General features: G+C 47.2%; 15 protein-coding genes. 5 read left to right on the top strand and 10 right to left on the bottom strand.

What is annotated here, in order from left to right:
* Nucleotides 1-26 precede the first annotated feature (26 nt).
* From C1H71_RS19190 to C1H71_RS19180, 3 genes are read right to left on the bottom strand one after another with little or no spacing between them, the layout of a single operon-like run.
* On the bottom strand, nt 27-2,129 hold the full coding sequence (locus C1H71_RS19190) for a 3-hydroxybutyrate oligomer hydrolase family protein (protein ID WP_130108002.1): 2,103 nt from the start codon (nt 2,127-2,129) through the stop codon (nt 27-29).
* A 49-nt stretch (nt 2,130-2,178) separates the two neighbouring features.
* Nucleotides 2,179-3,174 (bottom strand): branched-chain amino acid ABC transporter permease, encoded by a 996-nt coding sequence (locus C1H71_RS19185; RefSeq protein WP_130108001.1) that lies wholly within the window; start codon nt 3,172-3,174, stop codon nt 2,179-2,181.
* Nucleotides 3,174-4,079: a branched-chain amino acid ABC transporter permease gene (locus C1H71_RS19180; RefSeq protein WP_130108000.1), complete on the bottom strand. Its 906-nt coding sequence runs from the start codon at nt 4,077-4,079 to the stop codon at nt 3,174-3,176. Before C1H71_RS19180 ends, C1H71_RS19185 begins: the two co-directional genes overlap by 1 nt.
* On the opposite strand from C1H71_RS19180, the gene C1H71_RS20820 reads away from it, so the two are divergent.
* Entirely contained in the window at nt 4,078-4,239 is a 162-nt protein-coding gene (locus C1H71_RS20820) for a hypothetical protein (protein WP_188053439.1), read from the top strand. The genes C1H71_RS19180 and C1H71_RS20820 overlap by 2 nt on opposite strands.
* Here the strand turns inward: C1H71_RS20820 and C1H71_RS19175 are convergent.
* The 3 genes from C1H71_RS19175 to C1H71_RS19165 all read right to left on the bottom strand — a co-directional run bounded on the left by C1H71_RS19175 (nt 4,229) and on the right by C1H71_RS19165 (nt 7,450).
* A complete protein-coding gene (locus tag C1H71_RS19175) occupies nt 4,229-5,428 on the bottom strand; it encodes an ABC transporter substrate-binding protein (protein WP_130107999.1) in 1,200 nt (399 codons plus the stop codon). The two genes, C1H71_RS20820 and C1H71_RS19175, sit on opposite strands and share 11 nt — an antisense overlap.
* Before the next feature lie 512 nt (nt 5,429-5,940).
* Nucleotides 5,941-6,669, bottom strand: a complete 729-nt coding sequence (locus tag C1H71_RS19170) for an ABC transporter ATP-binding protein (RefSeq protein ID WP_130107998.1) — start codon at nt 6,667-6,669, stop codon at nt 5,941-5,943.
* A 10-nt stretch (nt 6,670-6,679) separates the two neighbouring features.
* The gene (locus C1H71_RS19165) at nt 6,680-7,450 is read right to left on the bottom strand and encodes an ABC transporter ATP-binding protein (protein ID WP_130107997.1); all 771 of its coding nucleotides are present in this window, start codon (nt 7,448-7,450) and stop codon (nt 6,680-6,682) included.
* 441 nt (nt 7,451-7,891) lie between these two features.
* On the opposite strand from C1H71_RS19165, the gene C1H71_RS19160 reads away from it, so the two are divergent.
* Complete coding sequence (locus C1H71_RS19160; RefSeq protein ID WP_130107996.1) at nt 7,892-8,599, top strand: hypothetical protein; 708 nt, start codon at nt 7,892-7,894, stop codon at nt 8,597-8,599.
* A gap of 66 nt (nt 8,600-8,665) precedes the next feature.
* Here the strand turns inward: C1H71_RS19160 and C1H71_RS19155 are convergent, their stop codons facing one another.
* Nucleotides 8,666-10,081, bottom strand: coding sequence for a sigma-54 interaction domain-containing protein (locus C1H71_RS19155; RefSeq protein ID WP_130107995.1), 1,416 nt, complete (start codon nt 10,079-10,081; stop codon nt 8,666-8,668).
* A 488-nt stretch (nt 10,082-10,569) separates the two neighbouring features.
* Here C1H71_RS19155 and C1H71_RS19150 point away from each other — a divergent pair, with 488 nt between their 5' ends.
* Nucleotides 10,570-11,343: a hypothetical protein gene (locus tag C1H71_RS19150; RefSeq protein WP_130107994.1), complete on the top strand. Its 774-nt coding sequence runs from the start codon at nt 10,570-10,572 to the stop codon at nt 11,341-11,343.
* 89 nt (nt 11,344-11,432) lie between these two features.
* Here the strand turns inward: C1H71_RS19150 and C1H71_RS19145 are convergent, their stop codons facing one another.
* Nucleotides 11,433-11,690 (bottom strand): nicotinamide mononucleotide transporter, encoded by a 258-nt coding sequence (locus C1H71_RS19145; RefSeq protein ID WP_130107993.1) that lies wholly within the window; start codon nt 11,688-11,690, stop codon nt 11,433-11,435.
* A gap of 654 nt (nt 11,691-12,344) precedes the next feature.
* Between C1H71_RS19145 and C1H71_RS19140 the strand changes: the two genes are divergently transcribed.
* A complete protein-coding gene (locus C1H71_RS19140; RefSeq protein WP_130107992.1) occupies nt 12,345-13,235 on the top strand; it encodes a hypothetical protein in 891 nt (296 codons plus the stop codon).
* A 73-nt stretch (nt 13,236-13,308) separates the two neighbouring features.
* Here the strand turns inward: C1H71_RS19140 and C1H71_RS19135 are convergent, their stop codons facing one another.
* Nucleotides 13,309-13,812, bottom strand: coding sequence for an AAA family ATPase (locus C1H71_RS19135; RefSeq protein ID WP_130107991.1), 504 nt, complete (start codon nt 13,810-13,812; stop codon nt 13,309-13,311).
* Complete coding sequence (pnuC, locus tag C1H71_RS19130; RefSeq protein ID WP_188053437.1) at nt 13,809-14,366, bottom strand: nicotinamide riboside transporter PnuC; 558 nt, start codon at nt 14,364-14,366, stop codon at nt 13,809-13,811. The genes C1H71_RS19135 and pnuC overlap by 4 nt, the downstream gene beginning before the upstream one ends.
* A 66-nt stretch (nt 14,367-14,432) precedes the next feature.
* Here pnuC and C1H71_RS19125 point away from each other — a divergent pair, with 66 nt between their 5' ends.
* Complete coding sequence (locus C1H71_RS19125) at nt 14,433-16,793, top strand: serine/threonine protein kinase (protein ID WP_130107989.1); 2,361 nt, start codon at nt 14,433-14,435, stop codon at nt 16,791-16,793.
* Nucleotides 16,794-16,929: the final 136 nt, after the last annotated feature.

The following is a 16,929-nucleotide window of genomic DNA, read 5'->3' as shown; positions in this document are numbered from 1 at the left end:
AGTAAGGTGGGCAGGGGGCTGCATGCTTATTGGGGAATGGTAAGAGTAGTACCACTAAAGCGAATCGCATCGCCTGTGGCTACAGGGCTGGCAATGGCGGGCAGGGCGCTGATATTCAAGTTATCCGTGGCAACTGTACGTGGCGTGGTGCGAACCAATTGGCTATCTGGCAGTGCTGCGCCGGTCGTTAGGTGAGCCCACATCGCATCGAGTACACGGCCAGCATAGACATGCAGCGGGATAAAGCGCGTTGGAAAACCACTTAGTGCTAAGAAGCTATCAAAATGCTGGCCATTGGTGACTTCGATATACCGTAGCTTGGAGGCGCTGCCTTCGCTCGCTTGGTTAAGTGCGTAATAAGCACGGGCAGCATGGTTTACTGGGATCAGCGTGTCCGAGCGCCCTGCCACAATAATTGCCGGCTTGCCTTGCAGCTTGGCGCTGAGTTGTACTTCCTTCAGGCCGCTGGCTACGCGATCAGCAAGCAGTTTTTCATTGCCGGTTAATGCCGCGCCGGTTTGCGGATTAAGCCCTGTGGCAAGCTTACGCAGGCAAATTGCGCCATCGATATTGTAATCAGCGGTGTTGGTGGAGGCCGAAATAGAAAACGCATCGGCCTTGGCAATACCTACCGATAAATTATTGATAATGGATATCCCCGCGGTGGGCGGCACGCCGTTGCCGTTGCCAAAGATACCCGCCAAGCTCACGCTATTGGGCGCGGTAATGTCGCCGCTGGCATTGCTAAATGCATAGCTATAACCGCAAATATTGTCTTTTACTGAAAAACGCCCATACGCATTGATATAAGTTAGTGCCACGCCAAGGGTGGCGCTTAGGCCGTAATGACTGGCGTGTAAGGCATCTCCCTCGGCTAACCAGCCCGCTGCAATGAGCTTGCTATAAGCATCGCTAGCCTGTGCTTCAAGCGTACTGCCATTGACTAAGCCTTTGGCCGCGAGTGAGGCACAGCGGGCGCTGCCCAGTGTGGCGGATACCGCGCTGCCAAAGGCCGAATTTGCCCCACTTAAGCGCGCCGACTGCACCGCGCAGGGCTGGTAAAGATTGGCCAGCGTAAAATAATCAATTAACGGCTTACCAATGCTGGGCATGGTGGCCGCCCCTTGGCGAATATTTAAATTACCCGTAGTAAAGGGCTGAACTTGAGGCTCGCTCACGGCCACGCCATCGATTAAACCTTTGCTATCTTGCTCGGCGGCGGCCAGAGCGGCTCCACCGCCATTGGATGCGCTAGCGGCAATCACCGTAACGCTGGCTGGGTTGGCAAAATCAGCCAGCCGCGTATCCCCTTGCAAACTGCCGTATTTTTCATTGAGCAACCAAAAAGCAAATTCAACCGCACGTAGCGTGTTTTTACCCCAGTCTTTTTCTGGGTTTTGCTGCGAGTGGCTGTGTTTAGAGGCGAGGCGATAGGGGTATTGGGAATTAAAATCGACTAATTCGGCGGGGGAAAGATCGGCGCTAAAATGGCCATTATTAAGGCTGCGGCTAACGCGCAAGCCATCTATTTGATTCACCGTATCGCTGCTTAAATCATGGATGCCAATTCCAGAGCCTTTGTCGGCGTAAGCAACAGCGCAGCCATGTTTAAGCGCCCATTCACCCGAGGCGGCGATTGCGCCATAAACCCCTCTAGAGCCCGATGATGTTGCGGTAATTACGCAAGGGGTACTTTTGTTGAAGCTAGAGGGAATCTGCACCATCAGTGTGACATTTTGCTTGCCGCTGCCATCGTCGCTGTAAGCCAGGTATTCATCCCCAGCAATCTTGCCCTCACCCAAAGTATCGTTGCAGCTGATGTCAATGTTGGGGCCGTAGAGCCTGCCATAACCACCGCTGCTACTGATATCCACCAAGGCGCGGTAATTGTTGTAAATCGCCGCACGGCGTAGCTCGGTAGCGGTAGGCTGATTAGGATTGGCGTAGGCTTGCAGTGCAAGGGACAAACCACTTTTACCTAAGCCTGCGGTGAGTAAATCGTTGCTATTGCCATCTAAACTGGTTTTGCTGACGCTGCCTAGCCAAGAGGGGCGGATATTTTCATTTAAACTATCGTTGCTATTGCAGGCAGATAATAAAAGGGCAAAACCTGTAAAAAGTAATCGCATCGTGCACCTCGATGTGTGGGGAATAAAGAGCTAGGCGTAGCCCTTATCGTTAAAAGCTTCGTTTCAATCGGTAAGCGATTTCGCCCACAATGCCGCGTCTAAAGGCCATCACGCAGACCACAAACACCACGCCAATGGTCACGGTAACCCATGAGCCCAGCGAGGCCAGCTCATGGTGCAAAGTGCTGACGGTAACGGCACCGACGAGCGGGCCGAGTAGCGTTCCCATACCACCAAGCAAGGTCATTAGCACCACTTCACCGGACATATGCCAAGACACATCGCTGAGTGAAGCCAAGCCCACGACCAGCGCTTTCGTTGCACCGGCCAGGCCCGCCAAGGCGGCAGAGAGTACAAAGGTGGCAAGTTTGTAGCGGTTTACCTGATAGCCCAAAGACAGCGCGCGTGGCTCGTTTTCTTTGATAGCTTTAAGCACCATGCCAAAGGGTGAATGCACGGTGCGCCAAATCAGCCAGTAGCCGCCAAAGGTAATGGCCAGCACAAAAAAATACAGAGCAAGCGGCAATTGTTGCTGGCCTACGCTAACGGTGCTGGATAAATCAATTAAGCCAAATAGGTGGCCTTTAGGGATACCTTGCAAGCCATCTTCGCCGCCGGTAAAAGGCAGCTGCAAGCATAAGAAAAACACAATCTGCGCCAGTGCCAAGGTGACCATCGCAAAGTAAATGCCTTGACGGCGGATGGCGATACTGCCGATGGCGAGCCCCAAAATAGCGGCCCCTAGCATGGCAAATAAAATACCTAGCTCAGGACTAAAGCCCCAATGCTTAATGGCATGCCCGCAGAGATAAGCCGCACCGCCAAAAAAAGCCGCATGACCAAAACTAAGCAGGCCGCCAAAGCCGAGTAATAAATTAAAGGCACAGGCAAAGAGGGCAAAGCACATCAATTCCATGGCAAAAATGGGGTAAATTATAAATGGCGCAACTGAAGCCAGTAGCAAGGCGATGATCCACGGGGTGAAGTGGGTTTTCTTTTTTTGTAGCGAGGCTACAGAGGCGAGTTTAATCACTGGCGCATTCATTAATTTTCCTTACCAAATAAGCCAGAAGGACGCCAAAGCAATACCAGCGCCATCACAATAAAAATCACAGTATTGGCGAGCGGTGGGTAAAACACTTTTACCAAGCCTTCTAATAGCCCCAGCGCAATACCCGTCAGAATAGCCCCCATGATTGAGCCCATGCCGCCAATGACCACCACGGCAAACACGATAATGATTAAATCTGATCCCATCTTGGGGCTAACCGAGTAGATCGGGGCGGCCACCACACCAGCAAGCCCAGCCAAAGCAACGCCTAAAAAATAGGTAAGGGTACGTAAGGAGGGCACGTCAATACCAAAAGCGCGGGTGACGTCTGGGTTTTCTGTGCCGGCCCTGAGGTGCGATCCTAGTTTGGTTTTCTCAATCAAATACCAAACGGCAAAGCAAACTGAAAGCGATAGCACAATCGAAAAAAGCCGGTATTTAGGAAACACCATAAAACCTAGATTAATGGCGCCTTCTAAGATTTCTGGTTTGCCGTTGTAAGGCTCTCCGGCCATATTGAAATAATTGCTCAGCACCCCTTCAAAAATAAGTGCCAGCCCAAAAGTGAGCAATAGGCCATAAAGATGGTCGACTTTATACAGGCGGCTGAGCATGGTTTTTTCAATCAACACGCCAAGCAAACCCACTATGATTGGCCCGATAATCAGCGCCACCCAGAAAGACATACGAATGCTTTCATCACCTAGCCAACGTCCTAATTGGTCGTAGCCTAGTAATGCCACAAACGCCCCTAGCATATAAAAAGCGCCGTGGGCAAAGTTGACGACGTTAAGCATGCCAAAAATCACGGCAAGGCCAAGGCTGAGTAAGGCATAAAAAGCACCATTGTTTAGGCCGAGTAAGGCTTGCGACATGATGGCTTGCAAGGTGATGTCCATGCGCTACCTCGGTGGCAATAAAAGGAGGATTGAAGGGGGAGGGGCCGTTCTGCGTGCGAGGGTTACCCCGCTCAGCGATGCGGCGATACCCATCGTGCTTGGCAATATTGATGGGCATCGCTTTGCTCCACCCATTCTACGCACGACACTTATTTCTTAATTAATGGGCATTCGCTGGCAGATAGCGGCTTGAAGGCGACATCGCCAGGGATGGTGGCAACGAGTTTGAGCTGATCCCATGCGCCTTTGGATTCGCTAGGTTTAAGCACTTCTACCAGATACATATCGTGCACCATGCGGCCGTCTTCGCGGATCACACCGTTTTTAGCGAAGAAGTCATTGATCTTGGTTTCACGCATTTTCTTCATCACTGTATCGGCGTCATCGGTGTCTGCTGCTTTAATTGCATTTAGATAATGCAGGGTGCTGGAGTAAACACCTGCGTGATCCATCGTTGGCATAAAGCCCGCTTTGGCGAAAAATTTCTTACCAAACGCTTCCATTTGAGGGTTTAACTCCCATGAATAGGCTGTGGTAAATGTCATGCCTTGCGCAGCATTCAGGCCCAGTGCTTTGATATCGCTATCGAATACCAATAGCCCTGCGATGGTTTGCTGTAGCCCAAATTCTTTGGCTTGCTTCACTGCGTTTACAAAATCAGCGCCTGCATTGGCAAGGCCTACCACCTTGGCTTTAGAGTTTTGTGCTTGCAGTAAGTAAGAGGAGAAATCAGTAGAGGAAAGCGGGTGTTTTACCGTGCCAAGCACCTTGCCACCGGTGGCCGCGACAATCTTGCTGGCATCGCCTTGTAGTGCCGCACCGAAGGCGTAATCTGCTTGTAGGAAGAACCAGCTATCTAAACCTTGCTTCATTAGCGCGGTAGCGGTGCCTTTAGCCAAGGCATAGGTGTCGTAAGCGTAATGCACGCCGTAAGGGCTACATTCCTTGCCGGTCAGCGCGGTAGAGCCTGCGCCATTATTAATGGTGATGCGCTTTTTCTCCGCCCCTAGTTTTTGTACTGCAATACCCACGCCAGAATTCAGTAAGTCGTTCACCATATCTACGCCTTCGGTGTCGAACCACTCCCGCGCCTTACCTACGCCGATATCCGCCTTGTTTTGGTGATCTGCACTGACTAGCTCAATGGGTTTTCCCAGTACTTTGCCACCAAAATCAGCAATCGCCATTTGCGCCGCGATCACCGAGCCTTTGCCGCCTACCCTAGCATATACGCCGGACATATCCGTCAGAATACCGATCTTGACCATGTCGCCAGAGAAAGGGCCAGCAAATGTGGTGGCAGGTAGGGCAAGCGCTACAGCAAGAACAAGTGGTTTACAGTTTTGCATAGGGTGTATCTCCGTTTGAGGTCGATCTTGCGGGGACTGCGGTAAGGTGTTTTTTGTAATGATCAAAATGGCTGTCGTAGGGCGGGTGTACCTCCGATATGAAATATTTCAAACGCCAACCAAAAGACGTTTTTAGTGCCTTCGGCACGTTGATTTTGGTGCGGCAGCCACCGCTGGGCCTTCCTTTCTTGCTTCGCCAAGAAACGAAGCCAAGCGACAACAGCAAAACACGAAGGCCCCTGCGCTGCGGACAATCGAGTCGGCGGCGGGCGGGATTGGCTCGTTCCTCGCTCCCAAGCGATCCCCCGCCCCGCTTGTTCCTCGCTTCGGCGTGTTTCAAGGGGAGGCTTAAGCCCCGTGTCGAGAGCGTAGTTGTCATCACTTTTCTTCGTTTGCTGCTAAGAACCAAACTGTTTAGCTCACATGAAGTAAACCCCGCGAGCAATACAGAATAAATACGCGGGTAGGAGCCTGCCCTATGGTATGGAGTTGGCGTAAGTTGAGGTCTGTACTCAAACCCCAAGATAATGATTTAGCCTGCTTGCACTGGCGGATAGCTCGTCTGCGCTGATTGAATCCACCACTTGGCCGTGCTCAATGACGTAATGTCGATCAGCGATGCCTGCGGCAAAGTGAAAATTTTGCTCGACCAGCACGATGGTGTAGCCGCGCGCTTTAAGTAGCTCTACCGTTTCGCCTAGCTTTTTAACAATCACTGGGGCCAAGCCTTCGGTGATTTCATCCAGAAGCAGAAGGCGTGCGCCGGTGCGTAAGATTCGTGCCATCGCCAGCATTTGCTGCTCGCCCCCCGATAGCCTTGTGCCCTGGCTTTTGCGGCGCTCCCATAGGTTGGGAAATAGCGTGTAAATCTCTTCCAAACTCATGCCGTCGCTGCGTACTTTTGGCGGCAGGTTGAGGTTTTCTTCTACATTCAAGCTAGAAAAAATCGCCCTCTCTTCAGGACACCAGCCCACGCCAAGATGGGCAATTTTGTGCGTTGGCATACGGATCACTTCGCGGCCATTCACCATGATCGATCCGGCGCGCTGGCCGGTTAGGCCAAGAATTGCTTTGAGTGTGGTGCTGCGGCCTGCGCCGTTACGGCCCAATAGGGTAATCAGCTCGCCACGGCGCACACCAAAATCAATCCCATGCAAAATATGCGATTCACCGTAAAAAGCGTGTAAACCACTTACCCGCAACATCTCACCCGCATGATCTTGAATCTCATGGTTAAGCATGCAGTGTTTCCTATGGGGTGGCGGGAATAGTAGGGCTTACGCCCAAATAGGCTTCCATCACTTTTGGATCGGCAGAAACAGTGGCGTAATCGCCTTCGGATAAATGCTGACCACGCGCTAACACGGTGATTTTGTCGGCCAAGGTAGAAACCACTTTTAGGTTGTGCTCCACCATCAAAATGGTGCGCCCTACGGCCGCGCGTTTGATGAGTGCGGTCACGCGTTCTACATCCTCAATGCCCATACCTTGGGTGGGTTCGTCCAGCAGCATCAGCTTGGGTTGTAGCGCTAAGGTAGTCGCGATTTCTAAGGCGCGTTTTCTGCCGTAAGCCAGCTCACCCGCTAATACATGGGCAAACTCAGCAAGGCCTACATCTCCCAGCAAGGCCATCGCTGCATCGGTGAAAACGTTGAGCTCTTGCTTAGAGCGCCAAAAGCGATGCGCGCCACCATTAATCCGTAATAGCGCTACGCGGATATTGTCGAGCGCACTCATATTGGGGAACACGGCTGAAATCTGGAAGGAGCGAATTAACCCCTTGGCGGCGACTTCGGCAGGCTGCGCCGTCGTGATATCAACGCCATCAAAAATCACTTGGCCAGAAGTGGGGGATAGAAACTTGGTCAGTAAATTAAAGACCGTGGTTTTGCCCGCACCATTGGGGCCAATTAAGGCATGAATACTGCCACGAGCCACTTCAAGATTAATATCACTGACTGCTGCAAAGCCTTTAAATTCTTTACAAAGGCCGTGCGTTTGTAAAATAGGATCTGAGTTCATTGTATCCATCCGTCAGGCTGGGTGTTGCTCAAGGGCGATGAGATGAATGGGTACGTGCTACTTTGCCAGAGGTAGTCTTTCTTTGGTAGAAAGTTATAGTATTTTTTTGGAAAAATATAGTTTGGTATTTTTTTATCACCCTATCTGCTTAGTAAGCATTATGTGTGCCAGCGTTCAGGAATGAATGGAGTAGCGGCTTTGAGCGCTTTGAAAAAAACAGATATCTACAGAATGAGACGAAAAAAGCCGTTGTGGTGCATAAAAATGTAATAAAAGGAGGGGGTGGCTTGCTTTACGGCTTGTCTATAAAACGAGACGATTTTCTCAATATGGAGACGGTTCTTTCTTCGCACGCCTAGACCTTTTATTTAAATAGGCTGCAGTTATAAACCGAGGGTCTAAGTAAATTGCTCAGCGTGACTCGCTCAAAGGTATGCTCAAATGCATGGATTCAATCAACTCGTTGAAGATCTGGAGAAAGCATTTCCGGATGACTGGTGGATCAGCAGCAGGCGTAAGTCTAATCTGACAACTCCCAACGCTTACCCTCAGGTTCAAGTGTATGAAAACGCGTTACGTAAACTAGACCAAGAGTCTTGGCTGCTTATGTCTCAAAATGCACATGAGGCGTTTTCCCAGCCTAGAGGTATACGAGGCAAAAACAATTTTTTCAGTTTACTCAATGAAGCTTTGGCATATGAATATCTTATTAATGAAGGGTTTAAAAATGTACGTTTAGTACCTGCAGGTAAGAATAAGAAAAGTCCTGATATTTCTTATGAGGACAATGGGCTACTGCGCTATTGCGAGGTAAAAACCATTTGCGAATCTGACGAAGAACTAACAAGACGCCGTTCTGGTGAGGCATACAGTAGTTCGATTTACTGTAAGCTTAGTGAGCAGTATTTAGGAAAGTTTGATTCAACTATTGAGAAGGCAGCTAAGCAAATTCAAGCGGTTTTAAGTACTGGCTTGGTCTACCTTATCGTTAATTTCGATGATTTAGTACTAGATAACTACGAAACGTATCGGTGTCAGCTAGCAGAACGTTTACGGGAAAAGTTTCCAAGTCAAGAGATTCTAATTCGTGTTGGAGTATCTAGTCCGCTGTATATCCAACATCTCATCGAAGATCGTAAGACACAATGAGTATGATTTTTTTAGGGGAAGTGCGCTGCGCTTGTCTAGGTGCACAATGCAAGCACTTTGAATAACTTACCCAGCTCCCTCCAGTTTGAAATTTGCAATTTTCTTATAAAGCGTCGCACGCGCTAGGCCGAGTTGCTTGGCGGCGGTGGGGATGTGGCCTTTGCCGTTTTTGAGGGCTTCATTGATGAGCTGCTGCTCGAAAGCTTGCATGGATTCGGCGTGTGATTGGGTGCTGCTGCTGTGGTTGGGCTGAGCGCTGGGGTAAAGGAGCGGGGCAATATCGTCCGCTTCTAATAGCGCTTTATCGCTCAGCATCAGTGCCCGTTCTAAAATATTGTGCAGCTCACGCACATTGCCCGGCCAATGGTATTGGCTTAAAAGTGCGATGGCACAAGGCGCAAGGTGATGTTGACCAAGGCCACTGGCGGCGAGCTTGTTCATCATTGATTCGGCTAGTAGCGTTAGGTCGGGCAGCCGGGCGCGTAGTGGTGGCAGCTCGATGGTCAGTACATTCAAGCGGTAGAATAAATCAGCTCTAAATTGCCCTTCGGCAATGAGCTTGGTGAGCGGCGCAGAAGTGGCAGCGATGATGCGCACATCGGAGCGCTGCACTTGATTAGAGCCTAGCGCTTCAAATTCCTTGTCTTGTAAGACGCGTAATAATTTGACTTGCAACGCGGGCGGCATATCGCCGATTTCATCCAGGAACAGCGTGCCGCCGTGGGCGAGTTGAAATTTACCGATGCGGCCCTTTTTGTCCGCACCGGTGTAAGCCCCCGCGCTTGCGCCAAATAGCTCGGCCTCGAGCAGCGTTTCAGGAATGGCCGCCATATTGAGTGTGACCAGCGGCTTGTGCGCACGGGGCGATGCGGCATGAATGGCATGGGCCAATATCTCTTTGCCTGTGCCGGTTTCGCCTAGTAATAAAATTGGCGCGTCCCTTTGTGCAGCACGCAGGGCTTGGCGTTTTAGCTCCAGCACCGCATCGCATTCGCCAATAAAATGGCCAAAAGAATATTTAGCGCGGCGCGCTTGGGCAAGCGATTCATGCGCCACGGCCAGCTCTTTTTGCAAGCTAGAAAACTTAGCCACTAAGGGCGCAAGGGATTGAATTTCATCAAATAAAGCAAAGCCAATGGCGCCAATCAGCTTGCCTTGTGGGTCTTTAAGCGGCAAACGGGTGACTACCAGCGTTCTATCCGGTGTGTCCATTAAATCTAATAAAATAGGTTGGCCGGTTTTAAGTACATCCCTAAGCTGGCTATTGGGAATGACTTCTTCTACGGCTTTGCCAATGGCGTTCGCTGGGTCTTTAAAACCAAAACGATCGGCATAGCGGGCATTAATCCAAACAATTTTGCATTGCTCATCCACAATCACCGTGCCTTCCGAATGGTCTTCTAAAGTACGAAATAAAGATTGCAAAGCCAATTGCCGCTCGTTATGGCCATCGGTTAATTGATTTGGGTGAAGATCAAACATTGCCCGTATTCCTAAGCGTGTAAGGGTTTTCTACCATAACACGCAGTGGTAATTTATTAAAAGAAACAATAAAAGGTTTGAAAAATATGGGTATTAAACGTTACAAAGGCTTAAGCCTCTTCAGAAAAAATACAAAAAGAAGCTCAACGGATTTTATGCGTTTTTTTAATTAAGAATCAACTGAACTGATTCGCGGAGTGAGAGGGAGTCTGGTTTGAGCATAATTGAACGAATGTTTTAGGGAAATAGCGGATAAATCAATGAAAGAGCACCGATTGCTCAACTGATCTATTCTTAATGTAGTTTGCTTATGTGCCGCAATGCGGTATGTAGGGGGGGGCTAATATGCAGAGGTAGCAACATTATTCAGACTAAAAAAGAATGAATTGGCGAGCTCAACGAGGGCAAGCCATGGAATGAACGCGACCGCTTGCATTTTTAATTGATAACTTATGGGCTTGTGATGCCGTTGGTACTAAGGGGGTAGTATGAAGCGAATTATTTTGGTGTTAATGATGATCTGTAGTCTTGGTCTACCCCCATCCGCTTATGCAGTAAAAATAATCGAACTCTGGACTTACTACGATTATCCCCCTTTTATTACTGATATTGCAGCTAAGCGTGGCTTAACATATGACTTTGCTGATTTTTTAGGCAAGCACCCTAAAAATAAAGGGAGGTATCAATTTGATGTGCAAATATTACCTAGAAAACGCATCGATACTTACTTAATGGAGGGGAAGCAAGGGATTGTCGTGTGGACCAATCCTTTGTTTTTCGATGATCAAGCAAAGCTTAAATATCGCTGGACCACCGCCTTATGGAGTGATAGCCAGGATTTTATTTCTTTAGTTGAAAAACCCGTTGAATATAGCGGAGCTGCCTCTTCATTGTTTGGTTTACGCATCGGTGGCGTATTGGGGCACAACTATATTGGCATTCAGAAAGAAATGGATGCAAAATTGATTTTACGAAATGACGTTTTACGGGATGAAGTGAATATACAACATTTATTACAAAAGCGGATTGATGTCTTGCTCATTGCTCAATCCACGATGAATATTTATGAAAAAGAGCTACGGCTAAAAGGAAAAATCCATTATTCGAAAATACCACTTAATCGTTATACTCGGCATTTATTGCTACAGAGATCGCTGGAGGAAGATCTCTATGTCTTTTTACAACAGGTTATTGACTCTGGCTCGCTACCAGAAAACAAGTCATGGCAGATGCTGTTACAAAAGTATGAAATCAATCCATAAAGAGGTTGTTTCGCCCGATCGAAATGCACTGATTTTAGCCAACTCTTTTCTCTAGCTGATCCAGCCCGATACGGCTAGGGCAGTCAGAATTACATAGAGAACGGCAGTAAGGTGCAAACCCTTAAGGCATAAACACCAGCCGCAATGAGATCAAGCACAATCCAGAACGGCCAGTTTTCTATTTTTTTGCGGGCTTGCATCCATTGCGCAAGTAGGCCAAATACAAAAATTCCAGAATCAATCACCGTGCCTTTTGAATGGTCTTCTAAAGTACGAAATAAAGATTGCAAAGCCAATTGCCGTTCGTTATGGCCATCTGTTAATTGATTTGGGTGAAGATCAAACATTGCCTGTAATCTTATGCTTGCAGAGGATTTTCTACCATAATACGTAGTGGGCTTATCTGCTTCATTAGGGCTCGGGTTTACTGAGAATCTGTTGTATAAAATTAGCTAATTAATAATCCCAATAAAATAAATAAACTTAGTCATGAGCAAAAAGTGCTGATTAAATAATTGCGTATTAATTTTTTAATGGCCAACGTGCGTAATGCCAAGTCACGTGGCGAGGTATTTCGGCCAAATCAGCTTCGCTTTGCAGCTGATTTAATAATTTTTCATCTAGGGTTATGCGCCAGTAAAAATAATATACGGGTTATGCGTAGTGTTCCCCACATAGGGGTGAGCAAAAGACAAAAAGTGAAGAGGGATAGCAAGCAAAGGAGGGGGGGAGTTTCTTTCTGGAGTGAGAATTTATATCGAAGTAGGCTGTACGCTGGTGGCAACTTCATTGGACTTTTTTTTTGTACGCAGGATGGGGTATCCTTTGGTTTTTTAGTGGCAGGAGTGTTGATTTAATGCTAAATCCATTGCTAACCCTACAAATCCTGCCTTAGGGGTAAGTTTGCTGGGTTTGGAGTTCTCTATTTTTATGGGTTGTTATTTGTCAAGAATTTTCCAATGTTATCATTGAATATTTTTCATCCTAATGAAGGAGGTGCAATGAATAGAATGATTGTTATGGTTTTATGTTTTTTTTGTATTTTACCTGCGTATTCAGAAATACAGCTTGATAAAGATTTTTTAAATGAATTGCATGGGTTTACTACTGAGTTGACTATATCTGATGGCATTAGCGCAGGATATTTTTCTGAACCTGCAGAAAGGAATGAGGAGTCAGATTTTGATATAAGTATTGTGCGGTTGCCCATTCCAATTTATTCAATGAAACTAGGGGGAGGCGTGCTTCGTACGGGTTTAAAGCTGGGGTATTTAAGAGCAAAAAAAGAATATTACATAGGCGGAATAATGCCTGATGGTGCAACGTTTGATGTTAAAAATAGCAGTATGGCTTTAGTTGTGGGTTATCAGTATTTATTTTTAGAGTCTTTTCTTCTTGATTCAGAACTTGCTATTGCCCGATCTAAAATGACGGTTGACATTACAAGTGATAATCAGGCGTATAGAGGATATATGAACAGCTACGCTTGGGCTATTAATCCTTCGGTTGGTGTTTATTATAAGCATACTAAAGATGATATAAATAGCTCAATAGGGCTTGGTTTTCGTTCTGTGCAAACGATAGATACAAATGAAGGTATCACGCAGGTAGAAGATCTAAGGAGTGATATTATCAGTGCTAAAGTAGATCTGGATAAGAAGACAGGTTTTTATGTGTTTGATACGCCTATTTACCCTCTTGGATTTATATATTTAAGTAAATATATAAAGGGTAACTCGATTAGCCATTATTTAGCAGAGCTTGGCACGGGTTTTTATGTGCCACTTGGGGTTATCGCTGGGCAGCAGCGAGTATTAAAGCTAAGCACATCGATTATCCGAGGTGAAGAAGGCTTTAGAGGTTGGACATTAGGGGCTGCTCTGGCTCTATAAATAGTTTTCATTTAATGCAGAGGGCAAAAAAGGTTTACATTTTTTAGATGTAATACCCTCTGCGTACTAATGTTTAGTACTCTAACCCCATCGCTAAAATCGTTGCCATCGCCAATCTCCTCTCCCTGTTTCCTTCTACTACCCGATAATTCGCGCCGCTGGCTTTTAAATCTGCTTCATAAAGATCAAACAAATAATCTCTATCGTCTGGATTTTCTCGCAGCGGATCGGGCTCCCATGGCAGGTCTGGGCGGGTGAGTAGGTGCAGGGCGTAGTCTTGTGGCTTGTAGAGGGCAGCAAGCTTGGCGGGGCAGTGGCCGTAGCGCACCTCGGCCCATATTTTGCATACTAGCACCGTGGTGTCGCATATCAGCAGTGGCGCATGAAACGCCGTTTCTGCTGCGAGCTGGCCTTGAGCGATGCGAATAATGTCGTCCAAACCATAATCATTTGAGCCTTTGTCTGCAAAATATTCTCGCACATATTCAGCCACCCAAGGCGCGTGCAGGGCTGCGGCTAAATCACGCGCTAGGGTGGATTTGCCGCTAGATTCTGGCCCGACGATCGCAATTTTCATGCGGTAGCCAACTCTTTTCTCCAGCTGATCCAGCCCGATACGGCTAGGGCAGTCAGAATCACATAGAGAACGGCAGTAAGGTGCAAACCCTTATAGGCATAAACGCCAGCCGCAATGAGATCAAGCACAATCCAGAACGGCCAGTTTTCAATTTTTTTGCGGGCTTGCATCCATTGCGCAAGTAGGCCAAATACAAAAATTCCAGAATCAAGCAAGGGGACATCGGTGGGTAAAAACTGCACTTGAAAGCGGGTAACTAAAAGGGTGAGTAGTGTGCCACCACCGGCAACGATTAGCCATTCGCGGCACGTTAGCTTACTGATGGCTAATGAGGTATCTGTAGCGTTTTTTTTCCAGACCCACCACCCATAGAGGGCAAGCGCGGCGTAAACAAATTGCAGCAAACTTTCGCCAAACAAATGTGCATCAAAAAATAGCCAAACGTACAGTAAGCTGGCCAGCAATTGCAGCGGCCACGTCAGCACATGGCTGCGTGTAGCAAGCCAAATACCTAATAAAGATGCAATGAAACCAATGATTTCTAATATAGACAAGACAGGAGGCTCCGAATTTAAGCGTGGTAAGGCTATATTGCTAAGAAGAAAAAGGAAAGCGTCGTTATGAAAGAATTTGCAGGAGGTCGATTTAAAGTTGTCAAAGAACTAGGGCAAGGCGCGCAAGGTTTGGTTTTTCTTGCGAATGATACGCAGTTGGAACGGCTTGTGGCGATTAAGGTATTGCATAGCCATTCGGTTACGACCGCTGATGAGGCTAAAATTGTTAGCCGCCTGCAGCACCCCAATATTGTGGCCTTGTACGATACGCTGGTTCATAACGGCCATCCTTGTTTGGTTTTTGAATATGTTAAAGGCCAAACGCTGGCCCAATTGATAGGCCGAGATGGTGCGATGGGGTCGGTAGCCGCAGTAGAAATGATTTGTGGGGTATTAGAAGGTTTGGCTTATGCCCACGAGCAGGGGCTGATACACCGCGATATTAAGCCGCATAATGTGATGCTGGATGAGCAAAATCGCCCGCGTTTAATGGATTTTGGCATTGCAGCAAAACGCGGTAGCAAAGAAGCAGGCGGCATGATCGGCACGGCGGGCTATATGGCCCCTGAAATGATGCAAAACCTACCTGTTGATGCAGAAGCCGATGTGTTTGCCGTAGGAATGACGCTTTATCAAATGCTAACTGGCCGAACTGCCGCTGAGGGCGAATCGGTTTTTACGATCTTACACCGTATCGCAAACGAGCCTTTTGTTCCGCCATCTAGTCTTAAAGATAGCGTGGATGAAAAGCTTGATCATTTGGTGATGGTCGCCCTATTTAAAAACCCGCAGGAGCGTTATCACGATGCGCAATCTATGTTGCTGGCGTTGCGCGAGTGGCTGGGCGGGCAAAATCAGCAAGAGGGCGTTGAGAGTAGTGGCAATAGTACTTTAGATTTTTTGCTGCGGCGTATGCGCCATACTGCCGATTTTCCTGCGCTATCTCAAGCGGTTACGGCGATTAATAAGATTAACGAGGGTGATGCCGAGCGCTTGCAAGTGTTATCAGAAGTCATTCTGCAAGATTTCTCCTTAACCAATAAATTATTAAGGATTGTTAATTCCGTTAGTTACGGCCATTTTGGCGGCACGATTAGTACCATTTCTAGAGCTATTGTGATTTTAGGCTTTGATACAATTCGAAATTTAGCGATTACCCTGCTGCTATTTGAGCATATGCATAATAAATCACAAGCGGTTGCCTTGCGCGATGCGGTATTAAGTGCTTTTTTTGGCGGTATTTTATCCCGCGAGCTAGGTAAAAAAAGCGGCGCACGTGATGTAGAAGAGGGGCTGATTTGCGGCATGTTTACCGCGCTGGGTAAATTACTGACGGTTTATTATTTTCATGAAGAGAATGTTGAAATTAATAAACGCGTGCAGGCAGGCGGTAATGAAGAATCCGTTTCGGTGCAAGTATTGGGATTAGGTTTTAGAGATTTAGGCATCGGTGTGGCACAAAGCTGGAATTTTCCTGAACGAATTACCGCCAGCATGCGCTCCTTACCTGAAGGCAGTATTAGATCACCACAAAACCAAACCGAGAGGCTGCGCTTATTTGCTAATTTAGGCGCGGGCTTAGTGCCTTTGGTTTATATGCCAAAAGCTGCAGCAGAACATGCTTTAATTGAAATGGAAAAAAAGATTAGGCCCGTTTATGCGTGGACAGCGCGTGATTTAGGCGATTTATTAAAAGATTCCGCAAGTGCCTATCTTGGCTATTTATCTATTTTAGGCGTGGATACCCGTGACAGTGATTTTGCGAATAAATTACGCCAGCTGACTGGGGTGCTCACCGAAAACCCTAATGCACCTCTAGTGGCCGATACAATAGATCACGCTCAAATCATGACGCGGCAGTTTGATATAAAATCGGAGATTTCACTGCTGGATGAGAGCCTTATCCCCCCAGCTGAAACATTAGCTGCAGGGGTGCAAGATATTACCAATGCCTTGGTTACTAGCTTTAAATTAAACGACGTTTTGCAAATGATTTTAGAAACCATGTATCGCGGCATGGGCTTTGAACATGTGTTGATTGCTACGAGAGACCCAAAGAAAAATAAAATTGTGGGGCGCTTTGGTTTTGGTGCAGAAATTGGCGAAATAATCCCTCTGTTTCAGATTGATTTAGATAAAGCTGTGGATGTATTTCAAGTGGCGATGGAAAGAAACGCAGATATTTTTATTGAAGATATCAATATTGAATCGATCCGGTCGCGCATCCCTAGCTGGTATCGCACCGTATTAGCATCACAAACTTTTATTATTTTCCCTTTGGTGTTAGAGAAACGCACCATAGGCTTGTTATATGCGGATAAAGGTAAGTCGGGAAGTTTAAAGATCGCAGGTAAAGAATTGAATTTATTAAAAACATTAAGAAACCAAGCATTGCTGGCAATTAGGCAGAAGCAAATGGGTTTATGAGCTTTGTATTTGCTGAGGGGATTGCGTTGTAAGGTTAATCAGGCGTAATCCACGAAAAACACCTAAGTCACTAAATAAATGCTAATCAACCAAAAAATGGGTCATGCGGAACTTATTTTTACGTGTGTTTCGTGGA

Source organism: Iodobacter fluviatilis (assembly GCF_004194535.1).
In the GTDB taxonomy this organism is placed as follows: Bacteria; Pseudomonadota; Gammaproteobacteria; order Burkholderiales; family Chitinibacteraceae; genus Iodobacter; species Iodobacter fluviatilis_A.
Note: the sequence above shows the minus strand (reverse complement) of the source record. Positions and strands in the feature narration are given on the sequence as shown.